General features: G+C 36.7%; 19 protein-coding genes. 16 read left to right on the top strand and 3 right to left on the bottom strand.

Annotated features, from left to right (window positions below; genetic code table 11):
- Nucleotides 1-53 precede the first annotated feature (53 nt).
- Nucleotides 54-1733 carry a lamin tail domain-containing protein gene (locus ACYVFA_RS12030; RefSeq protein WP_460472070.1) on the top strand — a complete coding sequence of 560 codons (1680 nt, stop codon included), beginning with the start codon at nt 54-56 and terminating at the stop codon, nt 1731-1733.
- Here ACYVFA_RS12030 and ACYVFA_RS12025 read toward each other — a convergent pair whose 3' ends face one another.
- A complete protein-coding gene (locus ACYVFA_RS12025) occupies nt 1734-3131 on the bottom strand; it encodes a 7TM-DISM domain-containing protein (protein WP_460472069.1) in 1398 nt (465 codons plus the stop codon).
- 176 nt (nt 3132-3307) lie between these two features.
- On the opposite strand from ACYVFA_RS12025, the gene ACYVFA_RS12020 reads away from it, so the two are divergent.
- The 5 genes from ACYVFA_RS12020 (at nt 3308) to ACYVFA_RS12000 (ending at nt 6883) form a co-directional block, all read left to right on the top strand.
- Complete coding sequence (locus tag ACYVFA_RS12020) at nt 3308-3595, top strand: hypothetical protein (RefSeq protein WP_460472068.1); 288 nt, start codon at nt 3308-3310, stop codon at nt 3593-3595.
- Between the two features lie 59 nt (nt 3596-3654).
- Nucleotides 3655-4665, top strand: coding sequence for a hypothetical protein (locus ACYVFA_RS12015; protein ID WP_460472067.1), 1011 nt, complete (start codon nt 3655-3657; stop codon nt 4663-4665).
- A complete protein-coding gene (locus tag ACYVFA_RS12010; RefSeq protein ID WP_460472066.1) occupies nt 4662-5072 on the top strand; it encodes a DUF3592 domain-containing protein in 411 nt (136 codons plus the stop codon). The genes ACYVFA_RS12015 and ACYVFA_RS12010 overlap by 4 nt, the downstream gene beginning before the upstream one ends.
- 79 nt (nt 5073-5151) lie before the next feature.
- Nucleotides 5152-5586 (top strand): DUF3592 domain-containing protein, encoded by a 435-nt coding sequence (locus ACYVFA_RS12005; RefSeq protein WP_460472065.1) that lies wholly within the window; start codon nt 5152-5154, stop codon nt 5584-5586.
- A gap of 409 nt (nt 5587-5995) precedes the next feature.
- Nucleotides 5996-6883, top strand: coding sequence for a serine hydrolase (locus tag ACYVFA_RS12000; RefSeq protein ID WP_460472064.1), 888 nt, complete (start codon nt 5996-5998; stop codon nt 6881-6883).
- A 5-nt stretch (nt 6884-6888) separates the two neighbouring features.
- Here ACYVFA_RS12000 and uvrC read toward each other — a convergent pair whose 3' ends face one another.
- A complete protein-coding gene (gene uvrC, locus ACYVFA_RS11995) occupies nt 6889-8703 on the bottom strand; it encodes an excinuclease ABC subunit UvrC (RefSeq protein WP_460472063.1) in 1815 nt (604 codons plus the stop codon).
- A gap of 235 nt (nt 8704-8938) precedes the next feature.
- Between uvrC and ACYVFA_RS11990 the strand changes: the two genes are divergently transcribed.
- The 10 genes from ACYVFA_RS11990 (at nt 8939) to xrtN (ending at nt 19012) form a co-directional block, all read left to right on the top strand.
- Nucleotides 8939-9676: a helix-turn-helix domain-containing protein gene (locus ACYVFA_RS11990; RefSeq protein ID WP_460472062.1), complete on the top strand. Its 738-nt coding sequence runs from the start codon at nt 8939-8941 to the stop codon at nt 9674-9676.
- Between the two features lie 19 nt (nt 9677-9695).
- Complete coding sequence (locus ACYVFA_RS11985; protein WP_460472061.1) at nt 9696-10673, top strand: NAD(P)-dependent alcohol dehydrogenase; 978 nt, start codon at nt 9696-9698, stop codon at nt 10671-10673.
- 86 nt (nt 10674-10759) lie between these two features.
- Nucleotides 10760-11251, top strand: coding sequence for a cupin domain-containing protein (locus ACYVFA_RS11980; protein WP_460472060.1), 492 nt, complete (start codon nt 10760-10762; stop codon nt 11249-11251).
- Nucleotides 11252-11623: 372 nt separating this feature from the next.
- Nucleotides 11624-12319: a DUF1361 domain-containing protein gene (locus ACYVFA_RS11975; RefSeq protein ID WP_460472059.1), complete on the top strand. Its 696-nt coding sequence runs from the start codon at nt 11624-11626 to the stop codon at nt 12317-12319.
- Nucleotides 12294-12653: a diacylglycerol kinase family protein gene (locus tag ACYVFA_RS11970; protein WP_460472058.1), complete on the top strand. Its 360-nt coding sequence runs from the start codon at nt 12294-12296 to the stop codon at nt 12651-12653. The genes ACYVFA_RS11975 and ACYVFA_RS11970 overlap by 26 nt, the downstream gene beginning before the upstream one ends.
- Nucleotides 12650-13261 (top strand): hypothetical protein, encoded by a 612-nt coding sequence (locus tag ACYVFA_RS11965; protein WP_460472057.1) that lies wholly within the window; start codon nt 12650-12652, stop codon nt 13259-13261. The genes ACYVFA_RS11970 and ACYVFA_RS11965 overlap by 4 nt, the downstream gene beginning before the upstream one ends.
- A 38-nt stretch (nt 13262-13299) precedes the next feature.
- Nucleotides 13300-13593 carry a winged helix-turn-helix domain-containing protein gene (locus ACYVFA_RS11960; protein ID WP_460472056.1) on the top strand — a complete coding sequence of 98 codons (294 nt, stop codon included), beginning with the start codon at nt 13300-13302 and terminating at the stop codon, nt 13591-13593.
- A 56-nt stretch (nt 13594-13649) separates the two neighbouring features.
- Nucleotides 13650-15185 carry a DUF4153 domain-containing protein gene (locus ACYVFA_RS11955; RefSeq protein WP_460472055.1) on the top strand — a complete coding sequence of 512 codons (1536 nt, stop codon included), beginning with the start codon at nt 13650-13652 and terminating at the stop codon, nt 15183-15185.
- A 25-nt stretch (nt 15186-15210) separates the two neighbouring features.
- Nucleotides 15211-17715: an XrtN system VIT domain-containing protein gene (locus ACYVFA_RS11950; protein WP_460472054.1), complete on the top strand. Its 2505-nt coding sequence runs from the start codon at nt 15211-15213 to the stop codon at nt 17713-17715.
- A 1-nt stretch (nt 17716) separates the two neighbouring features.
- Nucleotides 17717-19012 carry an exosortase N gene (gene xrtN / locus ACYVFA_RS11945; RefSeq protein ID WP_460472053.1) on the top strand — a complete coding sequence of 432 codons (1296 nt, stop codon included), beginning with the start codon at nt 17717-17719 and terminating at the stop codon, nt 19010-19012.
- A gap of 126 nt (nt 19013-19138) precedes the next feature.
- Here the strand turns inward: xrtN and ACYVFA_RS11940 are convergent, their stop codons facing one another.
- Nucleotides 19139-19858 (bottom strand): Bax inhibitor-1/YccA family protein, encoded by a 720-nt coding sequence (locus tag ACYVFA_RS11940; RefSeq protein WP_460472052.1) that lies wholly within the window; start codon nt 19856-19858, stop codon nt 19139-19141.
- Nucleotides 19859-19876: the final 18 nt, after the last annotated feature.

Genomic DNA, 19876 nt, shown 5'->3' with positions numbered 1-19876 from the left:
TTTATCTATTCCTAAGATTCATGGTTATTTTCTTAAAAAGGTGTAAATCCCTATTGATTTACACCTTTTCCTTTATACTATTTTCGTTTGACTCAATAGCTCAAACGGCTAATGAGTTGATTATTACCGAAATTATGGCAGACCCCACTCCTACCAAAGGTCTTCCAGAGAAAGAGTATATTGAACTATATAATCGCTCAGATAAAAGTATTAATCTCAATTCGTTAGTTCTTTTTTATAATGCTACTTCTGTCAGATTTCCTGATGTTTCTATCCAACCTAAAGAATATCTGATTGTTACCCATCGGAACAACGTGACAGAATTTCAATCTTATGGCAAAGTAATTGGTCTGAATAACTTCTCACTCAACAATACGGGTTCTACCTTAATCATAAAAGACGCTAAAAACAGCACCTTATTTTCGGTTACTTATACTGATAAATGGTATGCTGCTGACAAAGCACAAGGCTTTGCACTTGAAATGATAGATACAGATTATTCTTGTGTAGAGGAGGGCAACTGGGCTTCAAGTGAAGCAGTTTTGCAGGGCACACCAGGTAAAGATAATTCTGTTAAAGCGGCTAAACCTGATTTGACCCCACCAAGTCTATTGAGATATGAATTAGAAAATACTTCTACTATCAAATTAATTTTTTCTGAAAAACTGGATAGTCTTTCGGCTATTAGTCTGAATGCCTATTCTATTGACAAATCATTAGAAATTAATAAGATTAGTATAGAAAATCCTCAGAATCAGTCTATCTACTTATCATTCAACTCTCCTTTACAGGCAAAAGCGTTATATACACTTACAGTTAAAAATATTTCAGATTGCTCAGGAAATGTATTGAAAGAAATCACTCGGCCAATTGCCAATATTCAACCAGCCGATTCGGGGGATGTGGTGATTAACGAGATTCTATTTAACCCTCGAAGTGGTGGCGAAGATTTTGTCGAAATCTATAATCGGAGCGATAGGTTTATTAGTCTGAAAGACTGGGCTTTGGCCAACATAGATGCTACTGGTGCCATAGCTAATCATAAACCGATTAGTAATACTAACTTTATTCTACAACCTAAGCAGTTTTTAGTATTAACCAGAAACTCAGCTATTGTTAAAGCGCAGTATTTTAAAGCTGTTTCAGAGAATACGTTAGAAATGGCATCGCTGCCTTCATTTCCTGATGAAAGTGGGACAGTTATTTTACTAAATGAAAATCGAAAAGTCTTTGATAGAGTTGACTATTCAGAAGACTTTCATCATGTTTTAATTGATAATAAAGATGGCGTATCGCTTGAAAAAGCTGATTATAACCTCCCCTCTTCTGTAATCTCGAACTGGCATTCAGCAGCGGCTTCGGAAGGATATGCAACTCCGGGATATGCCAATTCACAAGCAGGATTACTAAGCCTGAAAAATGTTTTCACTGTTGAACCTGAAATTTTCACACCTGATGGCGATGGTGCTGATGATGTAACGCAATTGAAATTCCAGTTGGGTATACATGGATATATTGCTAATGCTTATATCTTTGATATCAATGGACGAATACTTAAACAACTCGCACAGAATCAATTATTAGGCCCCAACGACCAGATAATATGGGATGGTAAGAATGCTAATAATGATATAGTAGCAGTAGGGTACTATGTTATTCTGGTAGAACTATTTAATCCTAACGGAGAAAAACAGGAGTTTAAAGGAAAAGTTGTGGTGGGAAGCAAGTATTAATTATAACCAACCTCTTTCCATGGCTATCTTTACAGCTTCGGCTTTGCTACTTATTTCCAATTTCTGGTAAATATTCTTCAGGTGGGTGCGCACTGTATGCGGACTAATAAACATTGCATCACTAATATCCTGATAAGTAAAACCTTTGGCAAAAGCAGTTAATATCTCTATCTCACGTTTAGAAAGAACTTTCTCTTCAATTAAAGCCTTGGGCTTGTCAATTATACTACCATTTGGGCTCTGTACCTCTTCAACTGAAATATCTCTTTTAAAATTGACAAACAGGTATTCTTTTACTCTTATAATCATGGCTATTGATAAAATGCCGATTTCAAACAAAAAACCAAATAAATAAGCATAAGGTTGTACAACCCAGATATCGAAAACATGATTAAAGTATTGTGGCAGGATATAGGAGAGTGTAGGTGGAATCACTGAAATAAGATAAATACGAGACATGGAATTTTTACGAACCGATGCCAGAACACTTATATAAAGAAAAACTAAAGAAGTAATAAAGAAAATCCGGCCAATCCAGCCTGAGAATTGTAAATAAGTATCGGATGCCCCTCCGATCCATAATGGAGAAAAAAAAGAAGGCAATAATAAAATCCAGAATACGATGCTTAATATTCTGAGCGTTCGCTCAAAAAAAGGTCGCTCAGCTAAGGAAAGTTTGGTAAAAGAAATAATGAATAAAATACTCCAGAAAAATACGCTATAGCTGAAATATTGGGTTAAATCAACTACGCTATTCCGCAGTAAATTGGCAGGCAGATATTCGTATAAAAAGCCATCCAGATGCAGAAAAACCAGAATAAGGCTTAAGACATACATTCCATAGAAAAAGAAAATGCGCATATTGAGCAGATAGGCAATCAGAAAGTTTCCTGTAACAATGAGAATCAGAATGCCGATAATAATGCCCCAGAAGAAATTCGTTTGTCGATCACTTTTTTCAAAATCCTTCGGATTCCAGATAATAAGCGGAAACTTGATAGAATTTAATAGATTTTTCCCTTTCAGATAAATCGTATAAGTCTCCCCTGCTTTTAAATGTATCGGAAAAACAAAATCTCTATGTACGTAAGGTCGATTAATAATGGGGGTAAGACAACTCTGTTTTTCAGTTGACTGGATAACTTTATCATTCTGAGTCAGATAAAAATCAAGTTCATCAAATATAGCGCTATTAACATGAAACAGGTAATTGCTTTCTTGCTCACTCCTCACCTCTAGCCTCACCCAGCCTGTTCGTTTTCCCCAGCCGAAATTTGGTATTCCAACTTTCGATAAATAGAATTCCGTCTGCCTTAATCGTAAAATATCATTAATCGTGCGTGTATTCGACGAATCTTTAAAAATAAACAGGCCGCTTCGTATCTCCTTTTTTTGCATATGACTATCTAACCAAACTGTGCTTTGGCAGAAAGACGCAAAGGGCAGTAAAAAAAGAAGTAGCCAGCGCATTTATCTTGATTTTCATGGCAATTTAAGCAAAATACCACAAATGAGGTATTGTCTTGTGCCTTATTCTGCCAGTCATTTGCAAAAGATTTCTCAATAAAATAGCCATGAAAAATCCAAAGCTGCTTTTGTCTGAATTGAAGGTATTACTACAAAAACAAAATTTTATTGTAGTGTATCCAACCGAAACAGAGCCACGTTTACAAGCCTATTTTGAAAGTATTGAAATGCTGGCTCTGTTGAATAAAATCGGTTATAAAAAGCGCCTGAGTAGCCAGATTTATTTAGCCATGCTTCATGCCCAGTTCAAAGATTTCATTCATTTAAGTTCTCCTACCCGTTGGCAATTATGTTTACTGGTACTAATCGGAAAAACTCTGGGTTACAGGATTTAACAAATACCACTATAAAACCTTAATTTTAATACGTAGTCTTGATCAAAACTGACAACAACATGAAAACTATCCTATTATTCCTACTTCCTACGATGCTTTTTGCCCAGATAGGGTCAAAGGTACAAGCCAGTAAAACCACTGTGATAGGTAAATGGGTAAACAACCAATTTGGATTTAACATGATTCTCCAACTCAATGCTGATGGCAGTGGTAGATTTGATGAAGAAAAAATTACTTATAGTACCACTGCCACAACCTTATCCGTCAAGCAAGATGGCGAAATAACCAATTATAAATATGCGCTACAAAATGGACAATTAACACTTTCGGGTGGAGATTTAGATGCACCAATTACGTTTGCCAAAGACGGTGCTGTATCAACAGCTACTTCTTCTCCAATATCAACCTCTACTAGCCCATCAGTCAAATCTGGTAATGCATCTATTGTAGGCACCTGGTCGGGCAATGGAGAGACGATGGTTTTTCAGGCTGGTGGACAAGGTTCTTATAATGGGGCTGGTTTTCAGTACAATACATCAGGAAATAATGTATCCATTACGGGAGCTACCGGTACCACCACTTTACAATATTCAGTTAATGGCAATTACCTGACTTTGAGTGGCAATGGCACTACTGCTATTCTGCAAAAAGGCACAGCCAATAGCGCCTCGTCTGGTGGCTATAGTCAAGCGCCTGCCAACAATGCAGGTGGTGGAAGTATAGACCAAAGTATTGTAGGAAAATGGTGTTGGGCAAATACTTCTTCTACTTACAGTAGCAGTTATAACAGTACCAAATGCATTGTGATTAATGGAAATGGGACTTATGAATATTATGCTGAGGGGTCAATTAGTGGCTATGGTGGAGGTGGTTACGGTGGTTCAAACAGCCAGAGTTCTGATAGAGGCACATGGAAATTGGAAGGCAATAGAATCCATGTGCAATCACAGGCGGAAGGCTATAAAGTATATTCTTTTGAAAAAAGGAATCATCCTAAGAATGGCGACCCCATGATTGTGATTGATGGTGATACATATGTAACCTATTATAAAAAAGCTCCCTGGAGATGAAATTTGAAAGACCTCCTCAGCCTTTTTATATCCGCCATAGCGCAACTATTATTTCAGGGACAGGCCTATTTTTGTTTGCAGGTGTGATATTTATCTTTGGTAGTCAGTATATATTTATGAGAAATGCGCATACTACCAAAGGGCTTGTCGTAGACTTTACTATACCCCAAGGTAAAACGTTGAAAAGGCCTGTAATTAAGTTTTATACGCCTGACCAAAAACAGCATACGTATTATCATTCTGAAGGAACGAATCCGCCTGCGTATCAAACGGGAGAAGAAGTCACTATCTATTACAATCCATTGAACGCGGAAGAGGTTAGCCTGGGATATAGTTTTATTCCCATGATTATACTAAGTATTTTCGGATTAATATTTACAGGCATAGGAATGGCTATGAGACGGTAATCATGTATCACGATTTTTCAAATCGTCTACGCAGCAAACATATACAGAATATTATATATCCAAACTAACCTACAAAACCATGAGCAAAACAGACCCTCTCCGATATGTCTTACTCCTATTCTTATTGATAGGTATTGGCTTCCTTAGTGCAGCTATTTATGCCTTTGTTACACATAAAAAATTTATGGACTCTGCCACTAAAACCAGTGGAAGAGTAATTAATCTGCAATCCAATAGAAAAGGCAGCAAAGCACCCATAGTTGAATATAGTGATGCCAATGGGAAAGCCCATTTCTATTATCATAATGTATATAGTAAACCTTCGGCCTACGATTTGGGCGAAACTGTGGAAGTTTATTTTAACCCCGCCAATCCAGATGACGCCACTTTAGGAGGCATTTCGGCTTTGACTGTTATTTTTGGTTTTCTAGGATTCGTCTTTACCCTTGTCTCTGTTGTGTGTATCAAGGTTTTTTGGAATCAATCAGCAGTTCTACCTCAAAAACATTATTAATGATTGCAGTGCACTAGCGTAGTTTCTTGCCTTGTCTTTGGGCTAGAAGATTATTTCTATAATTTCTCTGCTCTTCACGCTCTAAGTGTAAACCGTAAGCAGAGACACATCCTAATGCTACAAATTGAGAAGCTATAAATAATACAACGATCATGGCTTTAAATGTTTTATGTATTATATATATCAAAACATTTGCCAAGCATTAAAATGACATTAAAATCTATTTTTTGGGGAATGACTTCCCCAAAAACTTATAAATCTGCGTGATTATTGCACCTTTCAACACAATTTTTTTGGTTATTAGGCAGTTCTTATAAACTATGGCAATAATGAAATGAAAAGGAATAACTGAATCTGATAATTTTCGATTATCTTGCATATCAGGTGTTTACTTATTGACAACTACCCAATGAAAAAATCTTACTTCATCGCTCTGCTTCTTGGAATCACTATGCAATCTCTGGCACAAACAGATTCATCTGAAAAACTCAAAAGCGCTATTCAAGCAAAACTAAATACCATTGAGGGAGAATTTGCCGTAGCGTTCAAGGATTTACAAACAGGCCAAACGTTGTTTATCAATGAAAAAGATAATTTTCATGCGGCCAGTACCATGAAAACGCCTGTGATGATAGAGGTTTTTAAACAAGCAAGAGCGGGCAAATTCAAATTATCAGATTCGATTGTGGTGAAGAATGAGTTTAAAAGTATTGTGGATGGCAGTCCGTTTAGCCTGGATATAAGTGATGATAGTGCCGATGATATGTATAAGAAAATCGGGCAAAAAATGACTATTTATGACCTCACTTATCAGATGATTATCGTGAGCAGTAATCTGGCAACCAATATTCTGATTGATTTGGTTGATGCAAAGAATGCCAACGCAACCATGCGGACATTAGGAGCCAATGATATTCAGGTATTGCGTGGAGTTGAAGATAGTAAAGCTTTCAAACTAGGCATGAATAACACGGTTACAGCTTATGACCTCATGACCATTTTTGAGAAACTTGCCCAGAAAACAGTAGTTAGCAAAGAAGATTCGGAAGGAATGATTAAAATATTACTCGATCAGAAATTCAAAGAAAAGATACCTGCTAAATTGCCTAAAGACGTAAAAGTAGCCCATAAAACAGGCTCTATTACAGGTGTACAAAATGATTCGGGGATTGTATATTTGCCCGATGGCAGAAAATACATAATTGTGCTGCTTTCAAGAAAGTTGAAAGATGAGAAAAAGGGTGTTGAAGCGCTAGCAGATGTATCAAGAATGATATATGATAGTCTTCAACACTGATTTTGCTAGCTCTCCTTTTCTAAAAATTCTTTAATGCGGTGCGTTTTGTCTTTGCCCACTAATTGAATGAGCGCTTCATCGGGAGCATTTTTGATATTGGTAATCGTCTTGAAATGTTTCAGTACTTTCGTAGCTGTTAACTTGCCAATACCGGGTGCGCTCTCCAGACTACTTATCAGGAAGTTCTGGCTGCGTCGGTCACGGTGGTGGGTAATACCAAAACGGTGAGCCTCATCGCGGCATCTTTGAATCAGCTTCAGCGATTCTGATTTTTTATCAATATATAATGGAAGTGTATCCTCCGGAAAATAGATTTCTTCCAGACGCTTGGCGATACCTATAATTGGTATTTCGCCGTATAAACTTATTTCTTTTAGCGCTTCACAAGCCGCTGATAACTGCCCTTTACCACCGTCAATGATTATCAAGTCAGGCAAATCGGCTTTTTCTTCCAACAATCTTGTGTAACGGCGGGTTACTACTTCTTTCATGGTAGCGAAGTCGTTTGGCCCCTGCACTGTTCTCGGAATATAATGCCGATACTCTTTTGGTGAGGGTTGCCCATTGATAAAGCAAACCATTGCCGATACCGGATTGGTGCCCTGTATATTCGAGTTATCAAAACACTCAATATGCCTTGGCAGGTTTTTCAATTGCAAATCCTGTTTCAGTTTTACTAATACACGGTCGCGTTTATTAGTTGCTCCACTGGCAGCAATAGCTTCTCGTTCAGCTTTTTCTTTTCTGAAATACACTACGTTTTTCAGCGACATATCCAACAACTTACGCTTATCTCCTATCTGCGGCACCGAAATATCCGCTTTCATATCTATTGATACAGGAATATTCGTTACAATCTCTTTTGTAGAACTTTCGTATTGCTGACGCAACTCAACGATAAACATTACCAGAATTTCTTCGTCGGTTTCTTCCAGTTTTTTCTTGACATCTAAAGTCTGGGTGAGTGTAATTGTTCCGTTAATTACTTTCAGATAATTGATATAGGCTGTTGTTTCGTCAGAGGTGATACTAAATACATCCAGATCTTTGATAGCCGGATTTACTACCGTTGCCTTGCTCTGATAGTTTTGCAGAAAATCCAGTTTAAGTTTGAACTGATGTGCTTCTTCAAAAGCCAGTTTTTGTGCAGAATCCTGCATTCGGTGCTCAAAATATTGCTTTGCAGGAGCCAGATTACCCTTTAAGATATTATGCACCTGCTCAATCTCTTTCATATAATCACCTTCTGTCTGCAGGTTCTCACATGGGCCTTTGCAGTTGCCAATATGGTATTCAAGACATACCTTGAATTTTTTGGAATCTATATTTTCCTGCGACAGATTAAGATTACAAGTACGAATGGTATATAACTGGCTGAACATTTCGAGCAAGGCATACATGGCTTTTGAATTAACGAAAGGCCCGTATAATTTTCCTCGTGATTTATCCTCTATTCGTCTGGTCGTAATCACCCTTGGAAAACGCTCATTGGTTACGCATACATAAGGATACATTTTATCATCCCGCAACAATATATTATAGCGAGGTTGATACTTCTTTATCAATGTGTTTTCGAGCAGAAGCGCATCAAATTCGGTAGGAACAATCGTAAACTCGAGTTTCCGGATGCTGACTACCAAACGGCGGGTCTTTTTGTCGTGGCGGTTAAAATTGGCAAAATAACTGGTAACTCTGTTTTTTAAATTCTTGGCCTTCCCTACGTAAATCACCTCTCCGTTGTCGTCAAAATAACGATATACGCCTGGCTCTTCGGGCACTCTCACCAATTCGGTTTTATAATCAAAACTTATCTCAGACATAGACTCCTACAATATTATCTCCCTAATTAAATATTAACAGTACTCCTTGTTAATGTGTTCAAAATCTGACGAATACTTCCCGGTATTTCGCCCATAATCTTTAAGAAAAAACTAATTTAAATACAAAGCCTTAATAAATCGATAATATTGGCTGATTTTCTATGAATATGGTATGTACATCATATAGAAAATTTAAGTAGCTTTCGGTTGAAGACCTACTCAAGTATCAATTCAGATGGTAAAACAAATCAATAACCCGTTTATTCTTGCAATTAAAGCTTATAATCTTACTGTAGAAATCCATCACCACTCGGCTTATCAGATTGTTTTGTCGAATGATAACGCTTTTACTTCAACTATCAATGGAAAACTGTATGAGGGAATTCATGGATTTTTAATTAAACCACAGGTTACCCATTTTTGCAGTGTCGAAAAAGGAACCTTAGATATTTTAAACATAGAGCCTTATTCAAATGTTGGTTTAGAACTTTCTGGGAGATTTAATACCAATCAAGACCATATCGTTTTTCATTCTCAAACTGAAATAAACACGTTTTTTCAGACAGCAAACGAAAGTTTTGATATCTATCATATCATAAATGATCTGGTATTGAAATTACCAGCTACAAAATATGATGATAGAGTAACCAAAATAGTTGAGTATATCAAGACCAATTTTTTCGAGCAACATATTACCCCACAAACTTTTGCCGATATTGTTTTTCTTTCTCCTTCTCGTTTGGCTTCACTTTTTAAACAACAAACAGGCAGTAGTTTATCTAAATATTTATTGTGGACACGATTACGCCAGGCCATTTACCTTACTCTTTCTGAAAAAGACAGAACCCTTACAGACATTGCATACGACACTGGTTTTTATGATCTTCCTCAACTGAATAAGTATATGTATGAAATGTTTGGTATGCCACCCAAAGCGCTAAAGCATAACAGTGATTTGATACAAGTTTATTAGACTGGCGGTTCGCAATTTTGTGCTATCATTTAAACAATTAAAAAATAGCACAATGAACGCGATAGTTTATCAAAAGTTTGGAAACATTGATGTTTTACAAACGATAGAAGAACCCAAACCTTCCATTCAATCAAATCAGGTTTTAATAAAAATAAAAGCAGTTTCAATTAATCCTTTAGACTGGAAAATCAGAAAAGGGGAAATGAAATTGATGTCTGGCTCAAAATTCCCAAAACATACAGGCGTTGATTTTGCAGGTATCATTGAAGAGATTGGAACATCAGTAAGCAGTCTCAAAAAAGGTGATGAAGTTTTTGGCGTCGTAAAAAATAATATGAAAGAAGGTGCACTGTCCGAATATGTGGCTGTGCCTTCAACACTTGTCTGGAAGAAACCGATAGAAATTACCTTTGCTCAGGCTGCTGCTATGCCCACCGTTGGCGCTGCTGCGGTAACTGCATTACAAAAAATGGGCAATATCGATACACAGACTCAAATTCTGATAAATGGCGCAACGGGTGGATTCGGTATGTTTTTGCTGCAATTATTAAAACAAAGCAAGGCAAACATAACAGCAGTTACTAGTACAAAAGCCGTTGATTCTGCAAAAAAATGGGGAGCCGACTTAGTAATTGATTATACCAAAGAAAATGTTCTTACTCAAAACGAGACTTATGATATTGTCATCGACTTATCAGGCAAAATGGGTTATACAAATGCTAAAAAACTCATGAAATCCAAAGCCTTGTTTATAAATCCTACGCCAAAGCCTATTGAAATTCCTACTTCGCTTTTTAAGAATTTATTTACCGGCAAAAAACATATAGTGATGCTCTCTGGTCCATCTGCAAAAAATATGGACATTCTACTAGATGCTATCAATAATGGGTTGCAAATCGAAGTGAGTAAAGTATTTCCATTTGTGCAAACTAAAGAAGCTTATCAATATGCTGAAAAAGGCGGCATCATCGGTAAAGTGGTTATAGAACTTAATTAAGCACTTTTCTAAAAAGCTATAACCAATGTATTTACAAATAATGTTAGTGTAAAAATTAAAACAATCAATTTCAATAATATATAAGCATGAAAAGCAACATCAAAATCATAAACGAAAATAACGGGAAGCACTTCTCTGTAGTCGGTGATACTTATCGAACTATTATTTCAGGAAAACAAACCAATGGAGAATACGCTATCATTGATATGCTGGTTCCTCCGGGTGGTGGCCCTCCGCCTCATGCGCATGCCTCTTTCCATGAATCATTTTATGTAGTAGATGGAGAAGTCGAATTTAAAACAGAGGATGGGAAATACATAGCTAAAAAAGGTGATCTGGTAAATATTCCTAAAGGTGGTGCTATACATAGTTTTAAAAACACCAGTAACGAAATGGCTCACCTGTTGTGTACAGTTGTTCCGGCTGGCCTGGATGAGTTTTTTGAAGAAATTGGCATACCTGTAGAAGCAGGAGAGTTTTTGCCACCTTCTCACCCGGATGAAGCAGAGATCAAGAAAGTAATTGCCATTGCAGAGAAGTATGGTCAGGTATTATATCCGCCTCATTACCTGGACTAATTAGACTCATAAGTATAGAACCTTTTAAAAACACTTCAAGCATAAAATAACCAGATGCAGGATGAGCAATGAAAGTCACAAATAATAAGTAGAATGTTTTAAAAAATAATTTCAACTATTTGTGACTTTCTAAAAAAACAACGTCTAAAGATGGAAACAAAAAATGTTGTGATTAACAAATTGGTTTGTTTAGTGGCCAAACCTTATAAATTCTTACGATTGCTCTATTGCTGTATCACTAACTCAGAAAACATTATCGAAAAGCCAACTTTTTATAGTTGGCTTTTTTTTTCAAAAAAATTCTAATCAAATACTTGGATAGTATCAGAATCTACACTTACTTTGTATTACAAAGTTCTTTTCAAAAAAAACATGAATCTGAAAAAGATAACGATTACTTTCTCTGTTAGCCGCCCGACTTTGAGTCTGGCTTTGCTGACACTCCTGAGTTTTGTGCTTCTGATTGCTGGTGTTATCAAAACACAACAATTAAGGGGTATGTATTTACTCTGGAATCTGTTTCTGGCATGGGTACCTCTTTTTTTTGCTTTGGTGGCTCGTAGATATCAGTCTTCGCAACAAACATCTAGAAAGCTTCGCCAAACCAGTGTTTATATATGCTTAGGGCTATGGTTATTATTTTTTCCAAACTCTCCCTATATCATTACAGATTTAATTCATCTGACCGAATCTCATAGTCGTTTGCTATGGTTTGATTCTGTGAGCTTTTTTGTTGTGGCTTTGGCCGGATTAGCCACTGGCTTATATTCACTATATGTGGCTCATCAGATTATTCAAAGAATTACCAATAAGTTTCTGGCATGGAGTATACTTTCTGCAAGTGTAGTATTATCTGGTTTTGGTTTATATTTAGGTCGGTTTGTTCGTTTCAATAGCTGGGATTTATTCACAGATCCTATTTTTCTGCTCAGAAAATCGTTTCAGGAATTGCAAAACCCCTTGGCTATTCAAACAACAATGGTGTTTTCGCTGGTAGTGATGGTATTATATGTATCTTTAAATCTGTTGATTCCTCCGTCTTATGAACGTACCAAAAATGTTGCATAGTTTTAAGTATGCTTTTCAGGGTATAGGAGTGCTATTGCAGGAAAACAATGCCAGATTTCATCTATTTTCCACAGTTGTAGTGATTCTGATGGGTCTGTTAGTAAAACTGGATAGTGCAGAGTGGTCGGTCATTTGTATCATAATCGGATTGGTGTGGATGGCAGAAGCTTTTAATACCGCTCTTGAGAAATTATGTGATTTTGTGTCGACAGAACAGCACCCATTAATCGGAAAAGTAAAGGATTTATCAGCCGCTGCGGTTTTAATTATTTCGTGCATTGCGGTAATTATCGGAATTATTATATTTTTGCCTAAAATATTAGCTAATATATGAACGAACACCTTGAACAGCTTAAAGAGATTCGCTCAATGATGGAACGCTCTTCCAAGTTTCTTTCATTAAGCGGACTATCGGGTATTTCGGCCGGTATTTGTGCTTTAATAGGTGCTTGGTATGCACATCAGAAAATCCACGTTGATGGGCTTTATCACTTGTTTGACCCACAGGTCAGAGAAGAAATTGTTCCTTTACTGGTAATAGATGCGCTTGTAGTGCTTATTTCAGCCTTAGTAACAGGTGCTTTTTTTACTATCCGAAGAGCCAGGAAACAGGGTTTGCAATTATGGAACTCAACCTCTAAGCGCCTTTTGGTAAGTATGCTGATTCCGCTTTTATCTGGAGGTGTTTTTTGTATAGCAATGCTTTATCATGGTTTTTTCTGGCTATGTTTTCCGGCAACATTGATTTTCTATGGCATAGCCCTGGTCAATGCCAGCAGATATACCGTACATGATACATTTTATTTAGGCATCAGTGAAATCATTATTGGCATAATAGCACTATTTTTGGCGCAGTGGAATCTGAGATTCTGGGCATTGGGTTTTGGTGTACTTCATATTATTTATGGAGCAGTGGTGTATTTTAGGTACGAAACAAAATAGTTTTTGTCAGGCGAAGAGCATTCGCTTGTCGGCGAATTATGAATTTATTACAGAATTTTAATAAAGCATTTGAAAGCAAGGCCCGACTAGGTATTATGTCGGTGCTGATGGTTAATGACGAACTTTCTTTTAATAATATGAAAGAGCTGCTTGCATTAACCGATGGCAACCTGGCTACACACCTGCGTGCTTTGGAAGAGGCTAATTATATTTCGTTCAAAAAAGAATTTATAGGCCGCAAGCCAAGCACCATATATTCAGTAACAGATGAGGGAAAACAGGCTTTTAACGACCATTTGAATGAATTAGAAAAATTTATCCGAGGCGCTTGATTATATTTTTTTACCCTTTAACTTTGAAAAACAAAGTACTTTTAATATTTAAATATATGAATACTCCTAAACTACGCTTTTTAATCATAATCTTGTTGCTTGCATTGTTCAATTATTTCTTCTGGCAAGAGAAAGCAGGCATCAATTTATTGTTATTCAATAGTTTACTTATTCTTTCGCTGGTATATTTTTCGAAGAAAAGATTTGACACATTAGCCTTAAAAGCCTCCTTAAGCCTGACTATCATAACTGGCCTTATGCTTGTCTTCTATAATTCTTTTATCAGTTTTTTTGCGCACTTTGTTTCCTTCTTTATTTTAATCGGTCTTCTTCACCGAAGCCAGCTTAGTACTGTTAGCGGGGCCTTATGGCAATATGGGCTGAATGCGTTAATGACCACCTTTGAACAGTTTATCCTGATTAATAAAAATATCAGCTACTTTACCAGTAAAAATAAGCATCTGGAAAAAACGCATAAAGTAGCCACTGTAATAATCATTCCCATTCTTGTTTTCTCTGTTTTTGTAGTAATTTTTAAATTTGCTAATCCTATTTTCGGAGAAATTCTTGATAATTCTTTTGCTAGTTTCTTTCAGGCATTAGAAGCATTTTTTAAGGACTTCTCTTTTGCTCATTTGTGGTTTCTTGCCATTGGTACGTTTTTTATCTTAAGTGTTTTATATAACTGGGACAGAGTAAACTTAATCCATAAGCTATCGCCAAAGGCTAGCACAATTCATTCTCCTGAAAACCTCAATAGTGCCAAACTTGAAACCGAATACAAAACTGCGCTGATAATGGTTTGCTCGGTAAATGTATTGCTGTTTTTAATTAATTTTATTGATATACGCTATTTATGGTTTAATATTGGCCATGACCTGAAATCGGCTCATGAACTATCAAAACTGGTTCATGACGGGACTTATCTGTTGATTTTAAGTATTCTGCTTTCTATTGCCATTTTGCTATATTATTTCCGTAAAGACCTTAATTTTTTTGCTGATAAACGTTTGCTGGTTATCAGTTCTTATGTATGGATTGCTCAGAACGGATTTCTTGTTATCTCAGTTTTGCTACGCAACTACGAGTACATCACCAACTATGGGCTTACGCATAAACGTATAGGCGTAGCAGTGTTTTTACTTCTGACTTCGATAGGGTTAGTGATGATGTGGCTGAAAATCAGAAATTTGTATTCATTCTTTACCTTATTTAAACAAGTAGGCTGGGCAGGTTATTTTGTATTGGCAAGCCTGACACTTTTTGATTGGGATAGTATGATTGCGCGATATAATCTGAGTACTCAAAGTATAGCTGACATTGATTATAGGTATTTATATGATTTGTCAGATAGAACGCTCCCTATACTTTATGAAAACAAGGAAAAAATAGCTGAACGCATCAAGAAATTTTCTATTCATAAAGGATATGAGTTTGATGAAATTAATGAACTCTATGCAAAAACAAGAAGATATTTAGCCAGACAACGAAACTTCACCTGGGTTTCCTGGGATTACTCAAATAGTCAGGCCGTCGAGTATTTTAAGGATAAGAAATTAGAGCTCACACCTCCTGTGACACAAAACCAGTAAATCTTCACATTCAATTACACATCTTATGGAAACAATTAAAGAGCCGGGCAGTCGGCAAGAGAACCTTATTGCCCAATCAACAAAGAATTGGCATGAATTTATTCCCAGCAATAATTATTCTTTGGGTCTTTTTATACTTCTATTTTCACTATTGATTAATGTTGAAACTTATGAAAAACAAGAATTATCAATAGCTTTCATTACTGAGATTCTTGCTTTCGGCTATACTGTTGTATTATTGCAAACGAAAAAAATGCGGGTATTCTGGAAGGAACAACCCAAAGAATACTTGGCGTATCGGCTATTAGCCTGGCAAATATGGGTTATCAGTTGTTTCACATTAAATCGGGTAGTGAATGTATTTCAGGAATCAACCGAATGGCTTTCGGTAGCCCTCGTTATTTCTTGTGTTAGTAATATCCTGTTTTATTGGAAATCTCTGTTCTCTAAAAGGCTAAAAGAAGCAGTATACATTCTGTGTGCAGCCTCAACTGTCTTATGGACTTATTTCACACTTTATACTCTTTGGCTATATCCCGGAAGTATTTTTCTTACCATCTTTTTAGGCTTAGGTTTTCATACATTCGTTCCTTTATTTTTATCAATTGCTCACGTCAAACTGCTGAAGAAAGCCTGGGATTCACACAACAATGCTATCCTGTTTGGGCTCCTCACTCCTATTGCCTTCACCATCTTTTTTATCATTCAATGGAACGCCATTCAAATCAAAATTCATGAGGCGTACCAGAAGTCTTTCACTACAACAACGGATGAGTTTCCAAACTGGGTAGCTGTAGCTCAGAAAACACAAAACAACTGGATTTCGGAACGTATTCTAAAAAGTGATTTATTATATCAGCGATTTGAAGGTAAATTCGATTTTTTACCAGAATTACGCAATTTTGAAAGAGTACAGCACGATCCATTAATCATGATAGCTACTTTCTTTAGTGAAAAGCTAACCATTGATATAGGAGATAGAATAAAAATACTTGAAGCAATACATGACGTGCGCCATGAAAGCCAGGAAAGATTAAGGGTAGGAAATGAATTGGTGACACAGGATATAATTACTCAGGTTAAAATTTACCCTGAGTACCGAATGGCTTATACAGAGAAAACACTCACTATTGCCAATTCAGCGCAAAATTCGTGGAGAAGTCAGGAAGCTATTTACACTTTCTACCTGCCTGAAGGGTCTGTGGCGTCTTCTCTTTCGCTCTGGATAAATGGGAAAGAAGAAAAGGGATACCTGACCACCAAAAGCAAAGCCGATTCAGCGTATAAAACAATTGTCGGGGTTGAAAGCCGTGACCCGTCGGTCATTCATTGGCAGGAGGGAAATACTTTAAGCATACGGGTTTTTCCGTGTACATCTCATGAAGCCAGAAGAGTTAAAATAGGTATAACCTCTCCTTTGAAAGAAAACAATGATGAATTGATTTACGAGAATATCTACTTTAAAGGCCCTGATGCAAGTGGTGCAAAAGAAACAGTAAAAATAGATTTCTCCCAAGCTGTAGAACATTTATCTAGTCCTTGGAACAACCTTTCTGCTTCTATTGAAAATACTGGCAGTTATAAGCCGTATTGGGAATTGAAATTTAAAACTCCTGAGCTTTCAAAAAAGGCGTTTAGTTTTCAGGGAAAAAGCTATTACTTATTACCTTTAGTAGTGCAAAAAGAAGCCTATAATCCTGATAAAATCTATTTAGATGTGAATGCTGAATGGAGTAAATCAGAGTTTGATGATTTATATGATGCCTACCTAGATAAAGAGTTATGGGTCTGGAAAGACGGCCTTATCCGATTGAATGAGCAAAATAAAGATATTCTGTTCAATGAATTAAAAGAAAATCATTTCAGCCTTTTTCCCCTATACAAAATCCACACACAAAGTTTATTGATCACCAAAGGCACTGATAAAGCGCCTAATCTGAAAGATTTAGAAGGCAGTGGCTTCGCCGATTCTATTAAAAATAGTAATACCACTGGAGAGCCAATTCAGGTGGTATCTTTGAACGAAACGCTTTCACCTTATTTAAAAACCTTAAAAGAGTTGGGTGTGGTGGCTATTAACTGGTCTACTACTGAAAAATTAAAAAATGTTGGATTGCAAAAGGTACTCTCCTATTCTAACAAGACGGTAGTCAATATTGAAAGCGCCAAAATGCAGATTATGGAAGCTCCAATGGCAAGTGGAAAAACAGATGCTCCTAACCATTTGCTTCGATTATATGCTTACAACCATATTATGCAGCAAATCGGAGACAACTATTTTAATAACGATTATCTTTTTGATGCACAAATTCAGGAAGCAGCTAAGGCCAATATTGTTACACCCGTTTCAAGCCTGGTTGTACTGGAAACCAAAGCAGACTACGAACGTTTTGATATTCAGAAAAGCCTGAATAGTTTGGATAATGCTTCGTTTAAATCATCTGGCTCAGTACCTGAACCGCACGAATGGTTGTTGATTATTACGTTTGCCTGTGTAGTGCTTTACTTCCTGTTAAAGAAATTCCTATAAAATGTTACAGGCTTTTATTCACCCAAAGACAGGTTTTCTTGTTGCCTACATCACTTTATTTATTGGCCTCAGCTATAAAGGTTATTTCTTAGGTGACTCTACTTTCTTATTGGGGTTAGGTGTATTGGTTTATGTAGTAAGCCTAGGGAAATCAGGCAATAAAAGCGCTCGTTTTTTTATACCAACGCTATTGCTGGCTATTATCTCTTTTTATGTGCCTACTTTCTCAATCAGGTATCTTTTATTGGTATTTGCTTTATTATTTTGTTTTGAAACGCTATTCGGGAAGTTAAGTGAACTGGTATTTCTGACGCTTTTACTTATGTCTCCACTTTTTAAATATGCATCTGAAACGTTTACTTTTCCGATTCGTATATGGTTAAGCGAAATCAGCGGACAGATACTTACATTGTTACATTTTCCGATAGAAATCAATGGTAATCTGATTGTATTAAATGGGAATAATTTTCTGGTTGATGCCGCCTGTACAGGATTACAAATGCTTGGTCTTTCATTTTTATTGAGTGTTTTTCTATTAGCTTATTATCAGGATTTATATCAGCGAAAAATTACCTTAGGTTGGCAATTGTTAGTGCTGGTTATTACATTCCTACTTAATATTTTCAGTAATCTATGCAGAATTTTACTATTGATTGTCTTTAGAATTATGCCTGATAATTTCTCACATGATGTAATGGGTATCTGTTGCTTGCTGGTTTATGTATGGCTGCCGATGGCCTGGATTATCAAACAAGTAGCTCTGAAGCAAACGAATAAAATAGCAGACTTAAAGATTGAGAAAATAAAGATCAATCAATGGCTTACCAATAGCCTGTTTTTGATAGCTACAGCTTACTTAGTTCTTTCTTTTTCGGCCACAAAGACAGATAAAGAGCAGCCATTAGCTGCCAAAACAGCTAATTATGAAACGAAAGTACTTAATAATGGCATCACACAACTCAAAAATGACAATGCTTTGGTGTATCTAAAACCTATCCCCGATTTTTATTCGGCCGAGCATAGTCCTATCTTCTGTTGGAAAGGCAGTGGCTATACCTTCAAAAAAATTAAGGAAGAGGTAGTACAAAGCTTCAGGATTTACACAGGTGTCTTGATTAATAAAAATGATAAACTCTATACAGCCTGGTGGTTTACCAATGGTGAAACCATCACCAATAGCCAGTTAGAATGGCGATGGAGGGTATTAAAGGGTGAACAAAAATTTAAACTCATTAATGTGACAACCAACTCAGAACAAGAGTTGAAGAAAGTTATTGCAGAGTGGCTAGAAAAGTAAATTAGTTTGTTTAGGGGTTAGCCAGCAAAACTCATGTAGCTTTATATGGGTTTTCTTTTTTGTATGGACTAAAACAATAAGAGCCTACTTTAAAAGCAGGCTCTTATTATAAAGAATTTCGTATGATTATCTACGAGCCAGTTTGGCCAATAATTTAAGAATTTCAAGATATAGCCAGATGATAGTTACCATTAAGCCAAAAGCTGAATACCATTCCATATATTTAGGAGCTTGCATTTGAGCGCCCTGCTCTATCAGATGGAAATCAATAATCAGGTTCATGGCGGCAATCGTTACTACTATCAAGGAGAAGATAATCCCGATAGTACCACCTTGGTGAATATAAGGCACCGTAACACCAAACATTCCTAAAATCCATGTCAGCATATACAATAAGAAAACGGCACCTGTTGCAGCTGTTACACCAAAGATAAAACCTTGTGTCGCTTGCAGGATTTTAGTTTTGTATAAAAACCACATTACGAATACTACTCCGAAAGTTAAGCCTGCGGCAATAAGGGCAAATTCCTGAAAAAATGCTGAGATGGCACCAATAGCCAAACCCTCTAATAAGGCATAAGTAGGAGCTAATTGTGGCGCCCATTCTTGCTTGAATGCCAATACAATGGCACATAGCAAACCACCAACACAACCGGCCGGAATAAGCATAGGTGCAATGCTCCAGCCCTGCATTAGGCCAGTCCACGATATGGCAGAAGAAACCAAGAGGATGAATAATAAAATACCCACTTTTGTCAGGGTACTTTGTACGGTCATGACATCGCTGCTATTTTGAGCGAAACCGATTTTATTAAATGTTTTTTCCGAAAATGCCGGATTAGCCATAGTTAAAATTGTTTAGGA

This window comes from Emticicia fontis, from assembly GCF_054779675.1.
This window is presented reverse-complemented; position numbering and strand designations above follow the sequence as displayed.

What these genes read in the sequence shown, in the direction of transcription:
- ACYVFA_RS11990 (WP_460472062.1), top strand. Translation starts at nt 8,939, where the DNA reads ATGGTAAAACAAATCAATAACCCGTTTATTCTTGCAATTAAAGCTTAT.
- ACYVFA_RS12025 (WP_460472069.1), bottom strand. Translation starts at nt 3,131, where the DNA reads ATGCAAAAAAAGGAGATACGAAGCGGCCTGTTTATTTTTAAAGATTCG.
- ACYVFA_RS12020 (WP_460472068.1), top strand. Translation starts at nt 3,308, where the DNA reads ATGAAAAATCCAAAGCTGCTTTTGTCTGAATTGAAGGTATTACTACAA.
- ACYVFA_RS11960 (WP_460472056.1), top strand. Translation starts at nt 13,300, where the DNA reads ATGAATTTATTACAGAATTTTAATAAAGCATTTGAAAGCAAGGCCCGA.
- uvrC (WP_460472063.1), bottom strand. Translation starts at nt 8,703, where the DNA reads ATGTCTGAGATAAGTTTTGATTATAAAACCGAATTGGTGAGAGTGCCC.
- ACYVFA_RS11970 (WP_460472058.1), top strand. Translation starts at nt 12,294, where the DNA reads ATGAACGTACCAAAAATGTTGCATAGTTTTAAGTATGCTTTTCAGGGT.
- ACYVFA_RS11975 (WP_460472059.1), top strand. Translation starts at nt 11,624, where the DNA reads ATGAATCTGAAAAAGATAACGATTACTTTCTCTGTTAGCCGCCCGACT.
- ACYVFA_RS12005 (WP_460472065.1), top strand. Translation starts at nt 5,152, where the DNA reads ATGAGCAAAACAGACCCTCTCCGATATGTCTTACTCCTATTCTTATTG.
- ACYVFA_RS12010 (WP_460472066.1), top strand. Translation starts at nt 4,662, where the DNA reads ATGAAATTTGAAAGACCTCCTCAGCCTTTTTATATCCGCCATAGCGCA.
- ACYVFA_RS11955 (WP_460472055.1), top strand. Translation starts at nt 13,650, where the DNA reads ATGAATACTCCTAAACTACGCTTTTTAATCATAATCTTGTTGCTTGCA.
- ACYVFA_RS11965 (WP_460472057.1), top strand. Translation starts at nt 12,650, where the DNA reads ATGAACGAACACCTTGAACAGCTTAAAGAGATTCGCTCAATGATGGAA.
- ACYVFA_RS11980 (WP_460472060.1), top strand. Translation starts at nt 10,760, where the DNA reads ATGAAAAGCAACATCAAAATCATAAACGAAAATAACGGGAAGCACTTC.
- ACYVFA_RS12015 (WP_460472067.1), top strand. Translation starts at nt 3,655, where the DNA reads ATGAAAACTATCCTATTATTCCTACTTCCTACGATGCTTTTTGCCCAG.
- ACYVFA_RS11950 (WP_460472054.1), top strand. Translation starts at nt 15,211, where the DNA reads ATGGAAACAATTAAAGAGCCGGGCAGTCGGCAAGAGAACCTTATTGCC.
- ACYVFA_RS11940 (WP_460472052.1), bottom strand. Translation starts at nt 19,858, where the DNA reads ATGGCTAATCCGGCATTTTCGGAAAAAACATTTAATAAAATCGGTTTC.
- xrtN (WP_460472053.1), top strand. Translation starts at nt 17,717, where the DNA reads ATGTTACAGGCTTTTATTCACCCAAAGACAGGTTTTCTTGTTGCCTAC.
- ACYVFA_RS12000 (WP_460472064.1), top strand. Translation starts at nt 5,996, where the DNA reads ATGAAAAAATCTTACTTCATCGCTCTGCTTCTTGGAATCACTATGCAA.